Origin of the sequence: Paenibacillus sp. J31TS4, from assembly GCF_018403265.1 — a bacterium.
Taxonomy (GTDB): Bacteria; Bacillota; Bacilli; order Paenibacillales; family NBRC-103111; genus J31TS4.
In genome coordinates, this window is record NZ_BOSI01000001.1 from 986,447 (window position 1) to 1,002,118 (window position 15,672).

The 15,672-nt window shown below is 61.9% G+C and carries 16 protein-coding genes; 2 read left to right on the forward strand and 14 right to left on the reverse strand.

The features are described 5' to 3' along the window. Nucleotides 1–26 precede the first annotated feature (26 nt). Entirely contained in the window at nucleotides 27–605 is a 579-nt protein-coding gene (locus KJS47_RS04545; protein WP_213523165.1) for a GNAT family N-acetyltransferase, read from the reverse strand. Between the two features lie 82 nt (nucleotides 606–687). Beyond that, the gene (locus KJS47_RS04550; RefSeq protein ID WP_213523167.1) at nucleotides 688–1,263 is read right to left on the reverse strand and encodes a GNAT family N-acetyltransferase; all 576 of its coding nucleotides are present in this window, start codon (nucleotides 1,261–1,263) and stop codon (nucleotides 688–690) included. A gap of 139 nt (nucleotides 1,264–1,402) precedes the next feature. Here KJS47_RS04550 and KJS47_RS04555 point away from each other — a divergent pair, with 139 nt between their 5' ends. Further along, on the forward strand, nucleotides 1,403–2,092 hold the full coding sequence (locus tag KJS47_RS04555; protein WP_213523169.1) for a phosphatase PAP2 family protein: 690 nt from the start codon (nucleotides 1,403–1,405) through the stop codon (nucleotides 2,090–2,092). 123 nt (nucleotides 2,093–2,215) lie between these two features. On the opposite strand, the gene KJS47_RS04560 is transcribed toward KJS47_RS04555, so the two are convergent. From KJS47_RS04560 to KJS47_RS04580, 5 genes are all read right to left on the reverse strand, one after another. Then, entirely contained in the window at nucleotides 2,216–2,836 is a 621-nt protein-coding gene (locus tag KJS47_RS04560; protein ID WP_213523171.1) for a rhomboid family intramembrane serine protease, read from the reverse strand. Nucleotides 2,837–2,902: 66 nt separating this feature from the next. After that, a complete protein-coding gene (locus tag KJS47_RS04565) occupies nucleotides 2,903–3,796 on the reverse strand; it encodes a DNA polymerase domain-containing protein (protein WP_213523173.1) in 894 nt (297 codons plus the stop codon). After that, nucleotides 3,793–4,704, reverse strand: coding sequence for an ATP-dependent DNA ligase (locus KJS47_RS04570; protein ID WP_213523175.1), 912 nt, complete (start codon nucleotides 4,702–4,704; stop codon nucleotides 3,793–3,795). Before KJS47_RS04570 ends, KJS47_RS04565 begins: the two co-directional genes overlap by 4 nt. Before the next feature lie 3 nt (nucleotides 4,705–4,707). Continuing rightward, nucleotides 4,708–5,610 carry a non-homologous end joining protein Ku gene (gene ku, locus KJS47_RS04575; protein WP_213523177.1) on the reverse strand — a complete coding sequence of 301 codons (903 nt, stop codon included), beginning with the start codon at nucleotides 5,608–5,610 and terminating at the stop codon, nucleotides 4,708–4,710. A gap of 43 nt (nucleotides 5,611–5,653) precedes the next feature. Next, nucleotides 5,654–6,253, reverse strand: a complete 600-nt coding sequence (locus KJS47_RS04580) for a D-glycero-alpha-D-manno-heptose-1,7-bisphosphate 7-phosphatase (RefSeq protein WP_213523180.1) — start codon at nucleotides 6,251–6,253, stop codon at nucleotides 5,654–5,656. A gap of 159 nt (nucleotides 6,254–6,412) precedes the next feature. Here KJS47_RS04580 and KJS47_RS04585 point away from each other — a divergent pair, with 159 nt between their 5' ends. Then, nucleotides 6,413–6,832 carry a universal stress protein gene (locus KJS47_RS04585; protein WP_213523182.1) on the forward strand — a complete coding sequence of 140 codons (420 nt, stop codon included), beginning with the start codon at nucleotides 6,413–6,415 and terminating at the stop codon, nucleotides 6,830–6,832. A 113-nt stretch (nucleotides 6,833–6,945) separates the two neighbouring features. On the opposite strand, the gene KJS47_RS04590 is transcribed toward KJS47_RS04585, so the two are convergent. The 7 genes from KJS47_RS04590 to thrC all read right to left on the reverse strand — a co-directional run bounded on the left by KJS47_RS04590 (nucleotide 6,946) and on the right by thrC (nucleotide 15,635). Then, nucleotides 6,946–7,815 carry an ATP-binding cassette domain-containing protein gene (locus KJS47_RS04590; RefSeq protein WP_213523184.1) on the reverse strand — a complete coding sequence of 290 codons (870 nt, stop codon included), beginning with the start codon at nucleotides 7,813–7,815 and terminating at the stop codon, nucleotides 6,946–6,948. Between the two features lies 1 nt (nucleotide 7,816). Continuing rightward, a complete protein-coding gene (locus KJS47_RS04595) occupies nucleotides 7,817–10,693 on the reverse strand; it encodes an ABC transporter permease (RefSeq protein ID WP_213523186.1) in 2,877 nt (958 codons plus the stop codon). Between the two features lie 123 nt (nucleotides 10,694–10,816). Then, nucleotides 10,817–11,836, reverse strand: a complete 1,020-nt coding sequence (locus KJS47_RS04600; RefSeq protein WP_213523188.1) for an efflux RND transporter periplasmic adaptor subunit — start codon at nucleotides 11,834–11,836, stop codon at nucleotides 10,817–10,819. Continuing rightward, nucleotides 11,826–12,560: an ABC transporter ATP-binding protein gene (locus KJS47_RS04605; RefSeq protein ID WP_213523190.1), complete on the reverse strand. Its 735-nt coding sequence runs from the start codon at nucleotides 12,558–12,560 to the stop codon at nucleotides 11,826–11,828. The genes KJS47_RS04600 and KJS47_RS04605 overlap by 11 nt, the downstream gene beginning before the upstream one ends. A 233-nt stretch (nucleotides 12,561–12,793) precedes the next feature. Further along, complete coding sequence (locus KJS47_RS04610) at nucleotides 12,794–13,621, reverse strand: inositol monophosphatase family protein (protein WP_213523192.1); 828 nt, start codon at nucleotides 13,619–13,621, stop codon at nucleotides 12,794–12,796. A 176-nt stretch (nucleotides 13,622–13,797) separates the two neighbouring features. Continuing rightward, nucleotides 13,798–14,277 (reverse strand): NUDIX hydrolase, encoded by a 480-nt coding sequence (locus KJS47_RS04615; protein WP_213523194.1) that lies wholly within the window; start codon nucleotides 14,275–14,277, stop codon nucleotides 13,798–13,800. A gap of 77 nt (nucleotides 14,278–14,354) precedes the next feature. Continuing rightward, nucleotides 14,355–15,635: a threonine synthase gene (gene thrC / locus KJS47_RS04620; RefSeq protein WP_249716108.1), complete on the reverse strand. Its 1,281-nt coding sequence runs from the start codon at nucleotides 15,633–15,635 to the stop codon at nucleotides 14,355–14,357. Nucleotides 15,636–15,672 lie beyond the last annotated feature (37 nt).

Below are 15,672 nucleotides of genomic sequence, written 5' to 3' on the forward strand. Positions count from 1 at the left end.
GGTCCTAACCGGTTCGGATGCCTGCCCTACAAGCATTTGCTCATGACGCAATTCGGCAGCTCCACGCCATGCCGGACGACAAGCTGCCTCTGCACGACCATATAGCCCCGCCGGCGAAAAAAAGCCTCCGCCGTCAAGCTCGCCTCCGTCGTGACGACGGCTGCGCCTCCTTGCCTCGCTTCCTGCTCCAAGACGGCGAGCAGCGCGGTCGCGATCCCCTCGCCCTGCCGCAGGCGGTGAACGTAGAGCCGGTCCAGATACGCTGTTGGCCCGCCGCGCTGCTCCCGCCTGCTTATGGACAGCAGGCGTCGGTCCGAGGCCGAAGCCACGCCGTTCGCAGCCGATGCGCCCGGTCGTTTCCTGCCCGGCAGCTCGAGATCGCCGAAGCCCGCCAGTCGGCCATTCACCTCGGCGACATAGGCGATTCTGCCCGGCAGCTGACGGCCCCACGCTTCCATCCGAGCCTCCATTTGCTCCTGAGGCGCCCAGGCCTGCAGCTGCTCCAGCGAGTAGTCACGCGCGTTCACGGTATGCACCGTCTCCTGAAACAGCAGAACGAGCTCAGCCAAGTCTCTCTCATTATAACGCCGGATGCGAATGCTCATGCCGTCTTCCTCCCCGGCACCCCGACCTCCATGGGAGCGGGAGGCACGGCTAGATTCCGGCTGCCCGGCTCGGTGAGTGCCATCATGCCGGTTCGTCCGCCGACGGCGGCAGGTCGAGCGTCATCGTCCGGTTCAGCGTCCGCAGCCCCACCGCCTCGTAGAAGGATCTGGCGCCTTCGTTGAATTCCCATACCTTCAGCTCTAACTGCTGCGCACCATGGCCGGCGGCCCATTCGCGGCACGCTTCGAATAGCGCCGTGCCGATGCCCTGGCGATGCCTCTCTTCGTCAACGGCGAACTCGCTGATGTGTGCGTATCTCCTTTTGGTCAACGCGGGAAAATGGGCCGCATCGTGCCACTCCAGCATGGCAAAGCCGACAACGGCTTCCGCCTGCTCGGCCACCAATATGCATCGCGTCGCCCGCCCGAAAAAACTGAGATACCAGGCCTGCGGCAGCACATGATCCGTGGCGGCGAACCGGTCCGGCAGCGCCTCGGCGTGATCGCGCTGCGCCTGGCGCATCAGCCCGGCGACGGCATCGTAATCGTCCTGCCGGGCTTCGCGAATGGCGACGCCTGGAATGCCGCCGGTGCTTGGCGTTCCCGCCTCCTTCGAACCGGCGCTTTGCTTCTCTTGCTGTCGGGCTATCCCCTCCATCTGTCTGTCCTCCTCCGATGCCCGGAAGCGACCGGCGTCACATAACGGCCGGAAGCGAAAAGCCGGACAACTTGGTATAATAAGGGGCGCATGGCCTGCCCAAGCAAGACCAATCCCAAACGATAAAGGAGCTGCCCCTATGCCCCGTTCCCCATATGCCCGTCGAGAGGCGGCGGCGCGTTCCCGCCTTTACGCCATAGCCGCCATCGCCCTTACCGTCCTTTCCCTCCTGGTGTTCATCAAGTTCGCCAACGAGCTGGAGAAGAAAGAGCTGGACGCCTTCGACGAGACGGTCGGCGGCTGGATCCTTCCTTTGGTCCATCCCGCCCTGACCTTGATCATGAAGGCACTCACGTTTTGGGGCTCCTCCCTCGGACTCAGCCTTGTAACGGCGGTCGCCGGGCTGCTGCTGCTCTTCCGCCGCCATCGTTGGGAAGCCTTGTTTTTCGTCCTGAGCGCAGGGGGAGCGGGGCTGTTCAACCTGCTGCTCAAAAATATATTCAAGCGGGAGCGCCCGACGCTGCATCGCCTGATCGAGCAAGCCGGCTACAGCTTCCCGAGCGGACATTCGATGGGCTCAATGGCAACCTACGGCATGCTGGCGGTCATTCTCTGTCTCTTCTTCCCGAACAAGCTTGCCCGGGTACTGCTGCTGACGGCTGCCGCTCTAGTTATTGTCCTGATCGGCGTGAGCCGAATCTACCTCGGCGTGCATTATCCGAGCGACGTCGCGGCCGGGTTTGCGGCGGGTGCCGCCTGGCTGCTTATCTGCCTGCTGGCGCTCCAAGCCGTCCGGCAGGCCCGCCGCTCCCGTCGCTCCCGCCGTTAAGCCCTCCACTAGCCTGCAAGGCAGGTGATTGGCTGAGCAAAGGCTTCCCGCTTGGCTACCGCGCGAGACCTGCTTAGCGGAATGCCGCTTGGCTGAAACTCTGCCGGCCTGGCTGGCCGCCTGCTATGCGCCCCCCTCGCCCCCCCGGTGCTGCCGCCGGGGCGTCAGCATGGCGAACGCGAAGCCGGCCAGGAAGCCGCCTAGATGCGCGTACAGATTGATTTGAGGCGTCACGAGAGAATAGATAAGTCCGACCACGAGAATCGTCACCACCGTCTGCTTCGACTGCCGGTCGAACAGCTCTTTGCGGAACAGGCCAAGGAACAGATAGGCGCCAAAGACCCCATAGATCGCTCCCGACGCGCCGGCCGAGAGGGAGTCGTCGCTCGTCAGCCAGTAGCTGAGCGCGTTGCCCAGCACACCGGTGATCAGGAAGAAGAATAGATACCCGATATGACCGAGCAGCCGCTCGAGCGGCGGTGCGAATACGTAGAGCGAGAACAGGTTGAACAATAGGTGGCTCCACCCGATATGTAAGAAGACGGCCGTAATATATCGCCACCATTCCGGCTCCAGCCCCTGCACCTTGAACATGGCCCCGAACCGAAGCAGCGTCTCCTGATCGGTCGTCGAGCCCACGGCCTCCATGACGAGGAAGACGATAAGCATGCCGATCACGAGCAGCGCGTTGACCGGGTACCACCTCAAGTATTGTTTGATCGTTTCATTGCGCAAAAAAACCATGAAGCCTCCCCTTTCCCATCCGCCTGCCTCTAGTATACCAAGCGGAGGAACGAAAGGAAAAAACATTCATGGCAATCGTGCGGCTGTCTCGAGCACCGCGTCCAGTGACTGGGGAGGCACCTGCTGCAGCAGGTCCCCCTTGTCCCGCAGCCTTTCCTCAATCGACAGCAGGTGAAACTCGCGCGGGTCGACGCCTGCGCGCACCTCCTCCCACGTAAGCGGAGTGGACACAGTCGCTTCCTTCCGCCCCCGCGGCGTATAGGGGGCCGAGAGGCTTTTGCCGGCCCAATGCTGAACATAGTCGATATAGATTCTCTTCCCCCGCTCCTGGAGCGGACGGGCGATTGTGAACAGCCTGGGATGCTTCTCCGACAGATAGGTACCGACCAGCTTGCCGACCGAGCGCAGCTGGGTGAACGTATAGCCCCGTTCGATCGGGACGACGATCTGGACGCCTGTAGCGCCCGACGTCTTGGGAACGGAGGCGATGCCGAGCCCCTCCAGCACCTCCCCGATCCGTGCCACCGCTTCCATGAGACGCGGATCTCCTTCGACGCTCGGATCGATGTCGAGCACCCATTCGGCAGGCTCCTCGCCGCCGATGTACTGAAAAGACGGATGGAATTCGAGGCTGCCGAGATTGCCCAGCCAGAGAAGTGTCGGCAGCGAATCCAGATTGACGTATGTCACGCCGTCCAGCTCGGCCGTGCGGACAAAGTCCGGCGTAGGCTTCGGCGCGTTCTTCTGATAGAACGACTTCCCGCCCACCCCGCCCGGATACCGGATCGTCGTCAAGTACCGATTCCGGCAGTACCGGAGCAAGTAGGGAGAGAGAGCGATCAGCTTTTGCAGATAGACCGCCTTGGTGATGCCCGGATCGGGCCACAGCATCTTGTCCGGATGCGTGATCGCAAGCTCGTGTCCCTCTACCTTCAGGACGCCGCTCGTTGCCTCGCTCATGGCGCTTCGCCTCCTATCGTCAGCAGCTTGGGGTGACGCAGCAGATGCCGTTCGGTCGTCTCCTGCCCAGTCACCAGGCAGGGAATGGGCTCCTTCAGCCAGCGTACGGTCACAGGTCGCAGCTCGACCGGCAGCTCGGCAAAGTAGGGCGACTTCGCGCCGGGAGCAGAGAGAGGAAGCGCTAGGAGACGTTCTTTGAGCCGCCCGTTTAGTCCGGACGATACTTTGCCGAAGAAGCGGCCCTCCCTGCTCATGACGAGGCTGGCCAGCCGTCCTTCCCGAATGGTCACGCCAACCGCCTCCACCTCGAAGCGCTGCACCGTTTTGCGCTTGTACCAGTCGTTATGCTCCTTGCCTTCCGTGTACAGACTGTCCCGCCGCTTGGCGATCACGCCTTCCCAGCCGTTGGCTTCCACCCACGTCCACAGTGCCTGCCCGTCCTCGAACCGGTCCGCCAGCCAGATGGACTCTTCACGTTCGGGGAACAGCCCCCTCAGAAGTGCGTCCCGTTCTTCGTAGCCCGTTGTCCAGAGGCTGCGGGACTCCCATTCCAGCACATCGAACAGCACGTACTGAACCGGACTGCGTTCGGCCGCTCTCGCGATCGCGGACCGCTGCTTCAGCTTGTCCCGCTGCTGCATGCGCTGGAAGCTGGGCCTCCCCGTCTCCGGATCCAGCAGGACGGCCTCCCCGTCTAGCACGAAGCTCCCCCTGCACCGGGAAAGCGCCGCCGCAAGCTCGGGGTAGGTATCGGTCTTGGGCTGCATCGCTTTGGAGAACAGCCGGACCGTGCCGTCTTGGACGCAGGCGATGATGCGGAACCCGTCCCACTTCAGCTGATACGTCCACTCGTCCCCTTCGGGAAGCGTATCGGTCAGAATCGGAGACATCGGGAGAAACGGCTTCATCCGCTACGCTCCCGTGCGCTTCGCGTTCGTTCCGGTCTTCTTCCGCTTCGCGGGCGCGTCGGCGCTTTTGCTTCGCTTGGCAGCCGAATAGGCAGCTCCCCTGCCGCGGCCCGCCGCCGGCTTGTCGTTCCCCGCCTTTCCTCTCACCTGCTCGAGACTCGCCTGAAGCGCGTCCATCAGATCGATGACGTTTGTCTTCTTCTCCTCCGGAGCCGCCTTGACCTCCCGGCCCTCCACTTTGGCGTCGATGGCGGCCTGCAGCCGCTCCTTGTATTCATCCTCATAGTTGTCCGGCTCGAATGACGAGGTCAGCTGCTCGATCAGGAGCTTGGCCATCTCCAGCTCGCGCTCGCTCGCTTTCTTCTGCTTCGGGAGATTGGGGACCTGCTCCACGGGCCGGATTTCCTCGGCATAGAACATCGTCGACATCGCGAGGCAGTCGTCCATCGGCCGAATGGCGGCCAGGCTGCTTTTGGACCGGATCGTGATATTGGCAATGCCGATCTTGCTCGTCTCCTTGAGTGCCTGCAGCAGCAAATTATAGGCGCTGGAACCGGTTTGGTCCGGGGCCAGGTAATACGTCTTCTGGTAGTAGATCGGATCGATCTCCTCCAACTCCACAAAGTCCAGAATCCGGATTTCCTTGGTGTCCTCGGATGCCAGCTCCTTCAGCTCCTCCTTGTCGAACGTAACGAAATGTCCCGGCTCGTATTCGAAGCCCTTCACAATGTCGCTCCAGTCCACATCACCCTCGCATTTCGGACAGGTTCTCGTGTACTGGATCGGCACGTTGAGCGTCTTGTGCATCATCTTCATCGGAATGTCGTTGTCCTGGGTGGCGGTGAACAGCTTGACGGGCACATTGACGAGCCCGAAGCTGATGGCTCCTTTCCATACCGTCTGCATGCGGCTTGCCCCCTTCGTTATGTCTTCTCAGGCCGTTGTTGGACTAATGCGGCGTTCCTCCCGCTTCCTCGGAAGAAGCCGGCTGCTCGCCAGCTTCCTCGGGAGCGGCCGGCGCCTCGCCCTCTCCAAGAACGCCCGCTTCCCTAAGCCCCTGAACGGCGGCCAGCAGGCTCGGGTACTGGTAGTCCGCACGGCAGCCGGGCGGCTGCTTGTCGCCGATAAAGATCGTCCGGAGCCCGGCCCCCTCTCCGGCCCGGATGTCCACGTCCCGGTCGCCAATCATGAAGCTCTGCGACGGATCTACGCCATAGCGCTCGATCAGCTCCAGCAGCATGCCCGGCTCGGGCTTCCGGCAGGCGCAGCCTTCGCCCGGCTTGTGGATGCATGCACTGACGTCAGTAATGCGGCCGCCGGCCTGTTCGATATCCCGGACCATTCTCTCGTGAATGTCCCGCAGCGCCTCCTCGGTCATATACCCGAGTCCGACGCCGCCCTGATTGGTTACGACGAACGCCTCGTAGCCGAGCTCGTTCCAGAGCCGGACCGCTTCGCGTGCCCCCTCCAGAAACCGAAAGTCGCGGTAATGGTTCAGCGAGTGGCTCCGGTTCAGCACCCCGTCCCGGTCTAGAAAAACAGCTTGCATGGCAGAACCTCCTGAATGAATGGTTATTACCCCAAAATGGGGCGGTTGCCAACCTGCGGCGGAAATTGGCAGCGCCTATCGATCCCGCTGTCTTGTATTGACAAAGGACAGGCTGCGATGCCATTCTTAGGAAGATCATGCGCCAATCAGGAGGAACCTATGTACAAACGTATTTTACTGGCCGCCGACGGCTCCCCGCATGCCATCCGCGCCGCGGAGCAAGCCGCCCGTCTTGCCGGGCTGCGGCCGGACGCCGAGCTGACGGTCCTCTACGTCATTGACAGCACCCGCTCCAAATCGGATCAGCTGCGCAGCCTGGATCTCGAAGCGCTGGCGGAGCAGCGGGCGGACCGTCTCCTCCCGATCGAGGAGGTTCTGAAGGAAGCCGGCGTGACCGGCCGGACCGTCGTTCTGGAAGGTGACCCCGGCACGGCGATCGTGTCCTATGCCAAGGAGCACAAGATGGAAGTCGTGCTGATCGGCAGCCGCGGCCTGAACCCCTTCCAGGAATTCGTGCTCGGCAGCGTCAGCCACAAGGTAGCCAGCCGGGCCGCCTGCCCGGTCCTTATTGTCAAATAGGGCGACATTGCCTGGAACGAACATGAACGCACAAAAAGCCGGGCAGCCTGTTCCGAAGAACCGACTGCCCGGCGCGCCACCCTGTTGGGTGGCTTTTTTCATGTCCTTGCCTTTTATTCGGGAGGCAGCAGCACGATCCGGCCTTCCTCCATCGTCACGCGAAGCTTGTTCTTGTCCTTGACGCCCAGCGCTTCGAGATAACCGGCCGGAATCTGGAGACGCCCCGCCTTGTCCACGACCGCGTACTCGACGTGGGTCTCCTCCTCGGCCTCTCTCTCCAGCTCGGCCAGCTCCTCCGCATAGGAGACGCGCCGGATCATCTCCGAGGACGTCTTGCCGTCGCGAATGGCAACGACGCGGTCTACCTTGCGGGCGAGCAGCGGATCGTGCGTGACGATGACGACCGTCAGCCCCATCGTCCGGTTCAGCTCACGGAACAGGTCGAGGATTTGATTGGCCATACGCGTGTCGACCGAGCCTGTCGGCTCGTCGGCGAGGAGCAGCTTGGGCTGATTCGCCAGCGCAATGGCGATCGCCACGCGCTGCTGCTCACCCCCGGACAGCTCGTTCAGCCGGTTGTTCCGGCGGTGGCTAAGCCCGACGGCGTCGAGCAGCGCGAGCGCCCGCTGCCGCTTGCGCTTGCCGTGCAGCAGAATCGGCAGCTCCACATTCTCCTGCGCGGTGAGATACGGAATCAGATTGCGCGCGTTGTTCTGCCAGACGAAGCCGACCGTCTCGCGCTTATACTGCACAAGGTCCTTTTCCGACATCTTGAGCAGGTCGCTGCCGCCCACGGTGAGACTTCCGGCGGACGGACGGTCAAGCCCGCCCAGCATGTTCAGCAGCGTCGATTTGCCGCTGCCGCTGTTGCCGATGATCGCCATCAGCTCGCCGGGGGCGACCTGCAGATCGAGGCCTTGGAGCGCGACGACCTCGAGATCGGCAACCTTGTAAATTTTGACCAAATTCTCGCAATGTATCATGTTAATCCTCCCCGAGCTTGACCGCCTGATGAATCTTGACCCGCGAGAGGAGCGAGCCCAGAATGGCGAGGCCGAGTACAATCATGACGACGACGACAACCGTCAGCTGAAGCGTGTCTCTTGGATCGAACGCCACCCGGAACGGCGGTACCTGCGTCTGCGGGTTGAAGGTAATCTGGAACAGCGGCACGAACAGGCGGCTGCCGATCTGCCCGGCGGCAAGCCCCATGAGGACGGCGGCGGCCGAGGTGAGCAGCTGTTCGGCCGTCAGCATGCCGATAAGCTGCCGGAACGTAATGCCCATTGCCCGCATGATGCCGAACTGGAGCAGCCGTCCTTGCAGCGACAGCACCCAATAGAGCAGGAAACCGCAGAAGCTGATTGCTGCGGCAAGCAGGAAGCCGAGCGTCATGACGCCGTTGATCGCCAGCTGGAACGGATCGTTTTTGGCGGTCGTCAGCTTTTGTCTCGTATCCGTCAGCTTCGTCAGCTCCATCTTCTGCTCCTGGATGGCCGCGTACAGCTTCTCGCGGGACGCATCCGGTTCCAGCTTGAGCCACACCTCATAAGGCTCCAACGCCAGATGGTTCTGGATATAGGAGAGGTGTCCGACGACGAGCTTGGGCAGCGCTGGCTTCGTCTTGCTCGTCGTCGACCCGGGAGGCGGATTGGGATTGAAGGTCGGAAAGTAGTCAATCACGCCGTATACCGAGAACGCTTTGTATTCGGTCCCGTTCCAGCCTGCGAAGATCGTGTCTCCCGGCTTCAGCCCCGCTTCGTCCGCGAGCGTGCGGGAGACGAGCACGGCGGAAGGATCGGAGGCGATCAAGTTCAAATAATCGTTCAGATGGTGGCCCAGGAGACCGTCCCGCATCCACGCCGTCCGGCCGAACTCGTCGGTATCTATGCCCATCAGCTTGATGGACCCTTTCTCCTTGTCGAAGCTGTAAGAAGCATCTTGCCGGATGAAGACCTTGGCCGCCTGCTTCACGCCGGGCAGCTCGGTGAACGGCTGAAACGGAGGCTCGATGTATTGAATCTTGCCGCTTCGGCCTGCCTCGAGCGGCGCGGGAGGCGGCGGCGCTTCCCCGGGTGACGGCGGCGGCGGGGCGTTGTCAGGCCACTTCACCTGCAGGACGAAGTCCGCTCCGCTGGCGTACCGGATCTGGTCCTCGGTGTTGCGGTTGATCGTCCGCGCAGCGCTCGCTCCGAACATCCCGGTAGCGATGGTCAGAATAAGGAACAGCATGAGAAATTGATACTGCGAGCCCGAGCGTCCCACCTGGATGAGCGTCGCATACAGGTAGGGAGGCCAGAAGCGGCGTCCCAGCCAATAGACAAGACGGATAAAGTAAGGATACACCCGCAGGAGCAGGAGACCGGCGCCGAGCATGAACAGCGACGGCACCAGAAACAGGAGCGGGTCAATCCGGATATCGGTCGCCTCCAGTCCGTTCAGTGTCAAATCCTCCAGTCTCCCGCGGAACGAACGAAGCTCGTAGATAGAGACCGCGATAAGGATGACGTCCAGAAACAGACGATGCCAGATGAGCGGCTTGTGCTGGCGGGCGGACTGCCGCTTCTGGTCGACGATCGAGGCGCGGGTAGCGAGAAAGGCCGGGATGAGCGTCATCCCGATGGAGCACGCGACCGCGTACGCCGCGTACCGCAGGCTGGCGGCGTTGATCGAGGCGTTGAGCGACGCGCGCTGGACGAACGAGAGGAAGCCGTCGGAGGCGCCCAGCACCTTGGTCAGCAGCAGCCCCGCCGGCGGTCCCGCCGCGAATGCGATGATTCCGAGGAGCAAGCCCTCGATCGCGTAGCCGGCCAGAATCTGCAGCCGGCTCGCTCCCCGGCTGCGAAGGACGGCAATTTCAGTTTTTTGCCGCTCGATAATCAAATTCGAGACCATGTACAGATAGAAAGCAAGCACGATCACCACAGGAACAACGAGCGACCAGAGCATCGTGCGCAGCCGCTCTTCTTTGAGATGGTAATCGGCCAGCAGTTTATGGGCCGGCGCTTTCAAGCTCGTGAAGTTCGTCGACCAGTTGCGGAAATACGACTCGGTTCGGTCGTAGACCGACTTGTAGTTGGCTACGGAGGCCATGTCCATCGGCGTATAATCGTAAACGCCGTACCAGGAGGACGAGCGGAGAGGCAGCGTCTTGCCGGTGGAGATCTCCTTCTCGAACAAGTCGAAGTCGATCAGGAACGTGCGGTCGAAGATCGACAAATCCGGATTGTACCAGTAGAGATCCTGCTCGCTCTTGCGGTCGATGACGCCGACCGGGACAATCTTGACCGGCTTGTCTCCCGGCGTCTTCTCCAGCAGGAATTCGTTGCCGAGCACCATCTTGAGCGAAGTCAGGGCTTTGTCGACGACGAGCGCTTCGTACACGCCGTTCACCGGCTCCTTCGCCGGCATCCGCCCATCGATCAGCTTGACATGCCCTTCCATCCCCTCCAGCGCTCCGATATAGGCGCCGCGGTTGACGGATGCGTCGACCTTGTCCGGCTGCACCGGCACGAGGCCGTAGCTGTCGGTCCGTCGTTCGCGCACCTGCTGCAGAAGAGGCAGCTTAAGCTCCTTGAGCCGGTTCGTCCAGAACTCGTCCGTCTGTCGGATCATGTCCGCCTTCTCCTGCGGCTTCGTATCGTCGGTCAGCGTCACGGAGGTGAACCACGTCCCCGGATAGCTGCCGCTATCCGTTTGCATATTTTGCAGGTCCTTGAACAGCATCCGCTGCAGGATCGCATCGGTATAGATGGGCAGACTGCTCATCAGCCCGACCGACAGGATCAGGCCGAGCAGGAGCGAGAGCTCCAGCCATTTGGTTTTGACCATTTTGCGCACAATCATGACAAGCAGTGCCAAGTCTTGCTTCCTCCTTTGGGTCGCCGGTCGTGGCCCGGACCAGCCGGTCAACCGGCGTCTGGTGCATAAGGAAACAAGGAAGCCGGCAGTCCGCTCGGCTTCCTGCTCCCGGGGGCTGCACGGCTACTGAAGAATGATCGTCTGCCCTTCCTTCAGCCCCTTGACGATCTCGACCTCGGAGCCAGTTTCGAGCCCTTTCTCGACGTCGACTTCCTTGCGGCTCTCTCCGTCGAGCACCTGCACATAAAACCGGTTGAAATAGGAGCGCAGCCCTCGCGCCGGGATGACGATCGTGTCCTCCTTCTGCTTGGTCGTGATGAGGATATCGACGTTCTCGCCCATCTTGACGTCATCCGGCTTATCGACGGGCTCCACATAGACAGTCTTGGCGTTCTTTTCCTGCTCCTGCTTGTCTTCCGTACGCGGAGCGGACGATGGCGTTTGGACGACGACGCCCTTGTAGGTCACATTGCCTTTCTTAAGAGTCGCCTCCATGCCGACGCTCAGATCGGCCGCTTCGTTCGGATTGGACAGCGACATGGATAAACGGACGACATGAGGATCGGCTACGATGACGATCGGCTTGTAGGCGGTTGCCAGATCGCCCGGCTGCAGCTTGTCGACGAAGGTCACCTGTCCGGCGATGGTCGCCCTCAGCGTCCGGTTCTCGATCTTTTTGCGGGTCTGCTCAACCTGCATCTGCTTGATGTCGTATTCCATCGCTTTCAGCTTGGCGTCCTGGCTGTCACCCGAGGCTTTGGCTTGATCGGCCGCCAGCTTCGCTTTCTCCAGCTCAAGCTGCCGCTGCTTCAGCTGAACGTCCAATTCGTCGAGATCGAGCTGGACGAGGATGTCGCCCGGCTTGACTTCATCGCCGGCCTTCACCAGCACGCTGCGCACCCGCGCGCCGTTCTCGGTAAACTGATGATAAGCGAGCTTGGTGGATTCATAAGTCCCCGAGCCACGAACCTGCTTCGCAATAGTCCCCCTTTTGACCTCGTACGTATCCAGACTTTCCTTCACCGGCTTCACCAGCGGCGGCTGGAGCGGCTCCTCCTCCAGGGGCAGCAGCGAGCATCCGCTCGTCAGCAGGAGAGCTGCGGCCATTCCGGCCGCGAGAAGCGTCTTGCAGCTAGCCTTCATCGACAATTTGTCCATCCTCCAGTGCATAAACTCGGTCCACCACTTCCATAATGGCCGGATCGTGGGTCGTTAGGACGATCGTCATCCTCTCCGTCTCCACTAGATCTTTGAATACTTTGAGCACCTGCAGCCCCATCCGGCTGTCCAGCTCCGCCGTCGGCTCGTCTGCCAGAACGAGCTTCGGCCGATGCGCGATCGCCCGGGCTATCGCCACCCTCTGCTGCTCGCCTCCGGACAGCTCGTACGGCCGGTGCTTCATCCTCGGCTTCAGGCCGACATAGTCGAGAGCCCGCTCGGTCAGCTCCTGATGCTCGCGGACGGGGACGCCCGCGATCCGCAGGCCGAACTCGACATTCTCGTAAGCCGTCATGAGCGGGAGCAGCGCGAAGGATTGGAAGATAAGACCGATCTCCCGGCGCCGGATCTCTCCGCGCTCGCGCTCGTTCATGCCGGACGTGCTGCGCCCTCCGAACAGAACCTCGCCTTCCGTCGGCAGATCGAGCGCCGCCAGCATATTCAGCAGCGTCGTCTTGCCGGAACCCGATCGCCCGCGCAGGGCGACCAGCTGTCCCTTGCGTATCTCCAGATTCGCCCCCTTGAGCGCATGGACGGCGCCGCTGCCGCGCCCGAACTGCTTGTGGACTTGAACCGCTTTCAACAGAGCCGGTTCTTCACCGCTCCGCTCTTCCTTCCCGGCGTTCCGGGATGTTTGGAGTCCATTCATCCTGCGGCCCCCTTCTTGCTCCTGTTAATAGATTATGTAGATATTTCCATTTTCTTACCATATGGGATGCCAGAGGCTGTGTCAATCTCAGACGGAAATCCTGTTTAGATCTAGAGACGAAGCCCGGCTGCGTCCATCCCATGTGAGCCTGTCGCGCTTTTTTCTTGTGCCCCGCTTGCTTCTCTTGCAGAAGGTTCGCTTGCGGAGGCCTGTCCGCTGTGGTGCTGGCCGGCCTAACTTTCCTCCAGCCCGGCTGCCACCTCCGCCTGGAGCTCCTCCCAGCGCTCCGGTCGGCAAGCGATGAGATACGGCTCCGGGCTCATTCCCTCGAACGGAGAGCCGTCGAACCAGGAAACCCGCATGCCCGCCTCCTTGGCCAGCAGCACCCCTGCATACAGATCGTCTCCCTCGGAGTTGAACAGGACGATTCCGTCCAGGTCGTTCCTTGCCAGCATCGCCCACAGCAGCGACGGCGCCCAGAGCCGGAGGACCCGCTTGCACACGCTATCCAGGTGATGTTTCAGCCCCATGGCGCGGGTGTCTCCCTGGACAACATGTCCCTGTATCCAGCCCAGCGTCGGCCTACCGCCGGGCCGACGGGCCGCTGCCCGCAGCGGTTCTCCGTTGCGCCAGGCCCCTCGGCCGGCCTGCGCCGTGTAAACATGCCGCATGGCCGAATCGCAAATGACTCCGAGCACCGGCTCCTTGCGGTACAGGAGCGTGATCGCGACCCCGTACACCGGCAGGCCGACCGCGTAGTTGTTCGTCCCGTCCAGCGGGTCGACGAGCCACAGCCAGTCTCCCTCCACACCGGCCCAGCCGGATTCCTCGCTGCGAATTTGATCGTCCGGGAAAGCTTCCTTCAGCTTCTTCAGAATGATCGCTTCGGCCATCAGATCGACGGCGGTGACGAGATCCCCGAACTCTCCCTTTTCCCGGACGTCCTTCTCGTTCTCGAACCGGCTTCTCGCCAGCTCCGCCGCCTCGCGGGCCGCCTCCTCAGCTATGATACGCGCCTTCGGCAGCCTCTTCTCCCATTGCCTTGCTGCAGCATCCGCCATGTCTGACCTCCCCTATCGCGATCCAGTCTTCCTGTGTCCCGTCGCTTGCGGCTGGTGAGGACAAGTTTACTTGCCTTTCCATAAAAAAGGAAGCTTTTTTCTCGCATGCCAAAAACCCCCGCCGCTGCATGCGGCGGGGGTGTCTCCCGATTCCCGGTATCGGCGTCCGACTCCGCTTAGGAGCGCTTGCGCTGGACGAGGTGGATCGTCTGGCGTTTTTTGGACTTCAGGTATGCCAATATGCCGTGGGGGTAAAAGGGGCGCTCCTGCAGCTTCTCAAACGGGCGCCACACAAGCTTGACCGTAGGGTGCTCGTTGTGCCAGCGCACATGCTCGAGCTGCATGTCCGATTCGTGAGCGAGCCGGCACCAGTGCAGCAAGGTAAAATCGTGACGCCGACGTCCTTCGTATTCGAATATATTCTCGCTGACCGCAGCCAGCTCCTCCGGCTTGACCTCCAGATCGAATTCCTCAACGAGCTCCCGGGATATCGCCATCGCCGCCGTCTCCCCGAATTCCACCGTTCCTCCCGGGAACCGGTAGAACGACTCGGATTGGTCGCATTGCACGAGCACGTAGGTGCGCGGCGCCCCCCCTTCCTCTGGCGATTCCTGTTCGCGCACGATGATGCCTTCCGCTCTTAGTCTTGGTTTCATCCGCTTTTCCTCCTAACGTATGCCCTGCGTTCAAGCTTTGCCGTTATCGGAAAGAATAATCGTTTTTGCCGGCGGAATCAAGCGAGCGGGCCGGTTAGCCATGCTGCAAACGCCTCTGCCAAGAGGGGGACCGGTGAGTCGGGGATTGGCGAGGCGGCCTCACCGGCGGAAGCGGGCAAGGCTGCAAGCGCATCCGTGTCCTTGAGAAGACCGCCGGTCAGCAGGCAGACGGCCGTCTCATCCGGATGGATGACGCCGAGCCGAACCAGCTTCGCGAGACCCGCAAGCGAAGCGGCGGAGGCGGGCTCGCAGCCGATCCCCGCCCGGTCGATCGCCCGCTTCTCGGCGAGAATCGCCTCGTCCGTCACCGCTGTCGTCACTCCGTTCGTACCCTGGATCGCGTAGGCTAGCGCTTTGCGCCAGTTCGGCGGGTCGCCGATCCGCAGCGCGGACGCCCGCGTTAAGGGCGCCGTCACCGACGTGAGCTCTCGTTCCCCAGCCTCGACCATTCGGTGAAACGGGCTCGCTCCTTCGGCCTGCACGATCGCGATGCGGGGCAGCTTGCGGATAAACCCGAGCGTATGCAGCTCGGCGAGCGCTTTGCCGGCGGCCGTCGCGTTGCTGAGTGCGCCGCCCGGGAGCACGAGCCAATCCGGCATCTCCCAGTTCAACTGGTGCGCCAGCTCGTAGACGATGCTTTTTTGCCCCTCGATCCGCCATGGATTGACGGAGTTGCACAGATAGACCCCCATCGGCTCGGCATGGTCTGTCAAAAAGCGGATCCCGGCGTCGTAGCCGCCCTCCACCGGAATGACGGTCCCTCCATAGGCAAGTGTCTGCAGCAGCTTGTTCGCAGCCACCTCGCCTGGGGAGACGAGAATCCAGCCCGCGGCTCCTGCCCAGGATGCATACATGGCCAGAGAAGCGGCCGTATTGCCCGTGGAGGCGCATATGAATCGGCTCTTGCCGATCGCCGTTCCGTGGGAGACCGCCGCAGTCATGCCATGGTCCTTGAACGAACCGCTCGGATTCTCGCCCAGCGCCTTGATCCACAGCTTCCGGACGCCCGCCCGCCGGCGCAAAGACTCCGCCTCATAGAGTCCTGTATTCCCTTCCCCTCTCGTGATCACCGCTTCTTCCGGCAGCTCCGGAGCGATCAATTCCTTATACCGCCATACTCCGCTCGCATACACCCCTGTCCGGTGCCGCAGCCTCTCGTCGAACAACCGCTTCAGCCGTTCGGCGTCGTCCCTATGCAGAGTCTGCCGGATGTCGAAAGTTCCGCCGCAAGCGCAGCGGAAGCGGGACGAGTTCCATGCTTCCTCTTGCCCGCAATCCATGCAAAATAGTGTCGCCATCTCTTTTACTCCTCGCTTTCGCTAAGCTTTTTCATAT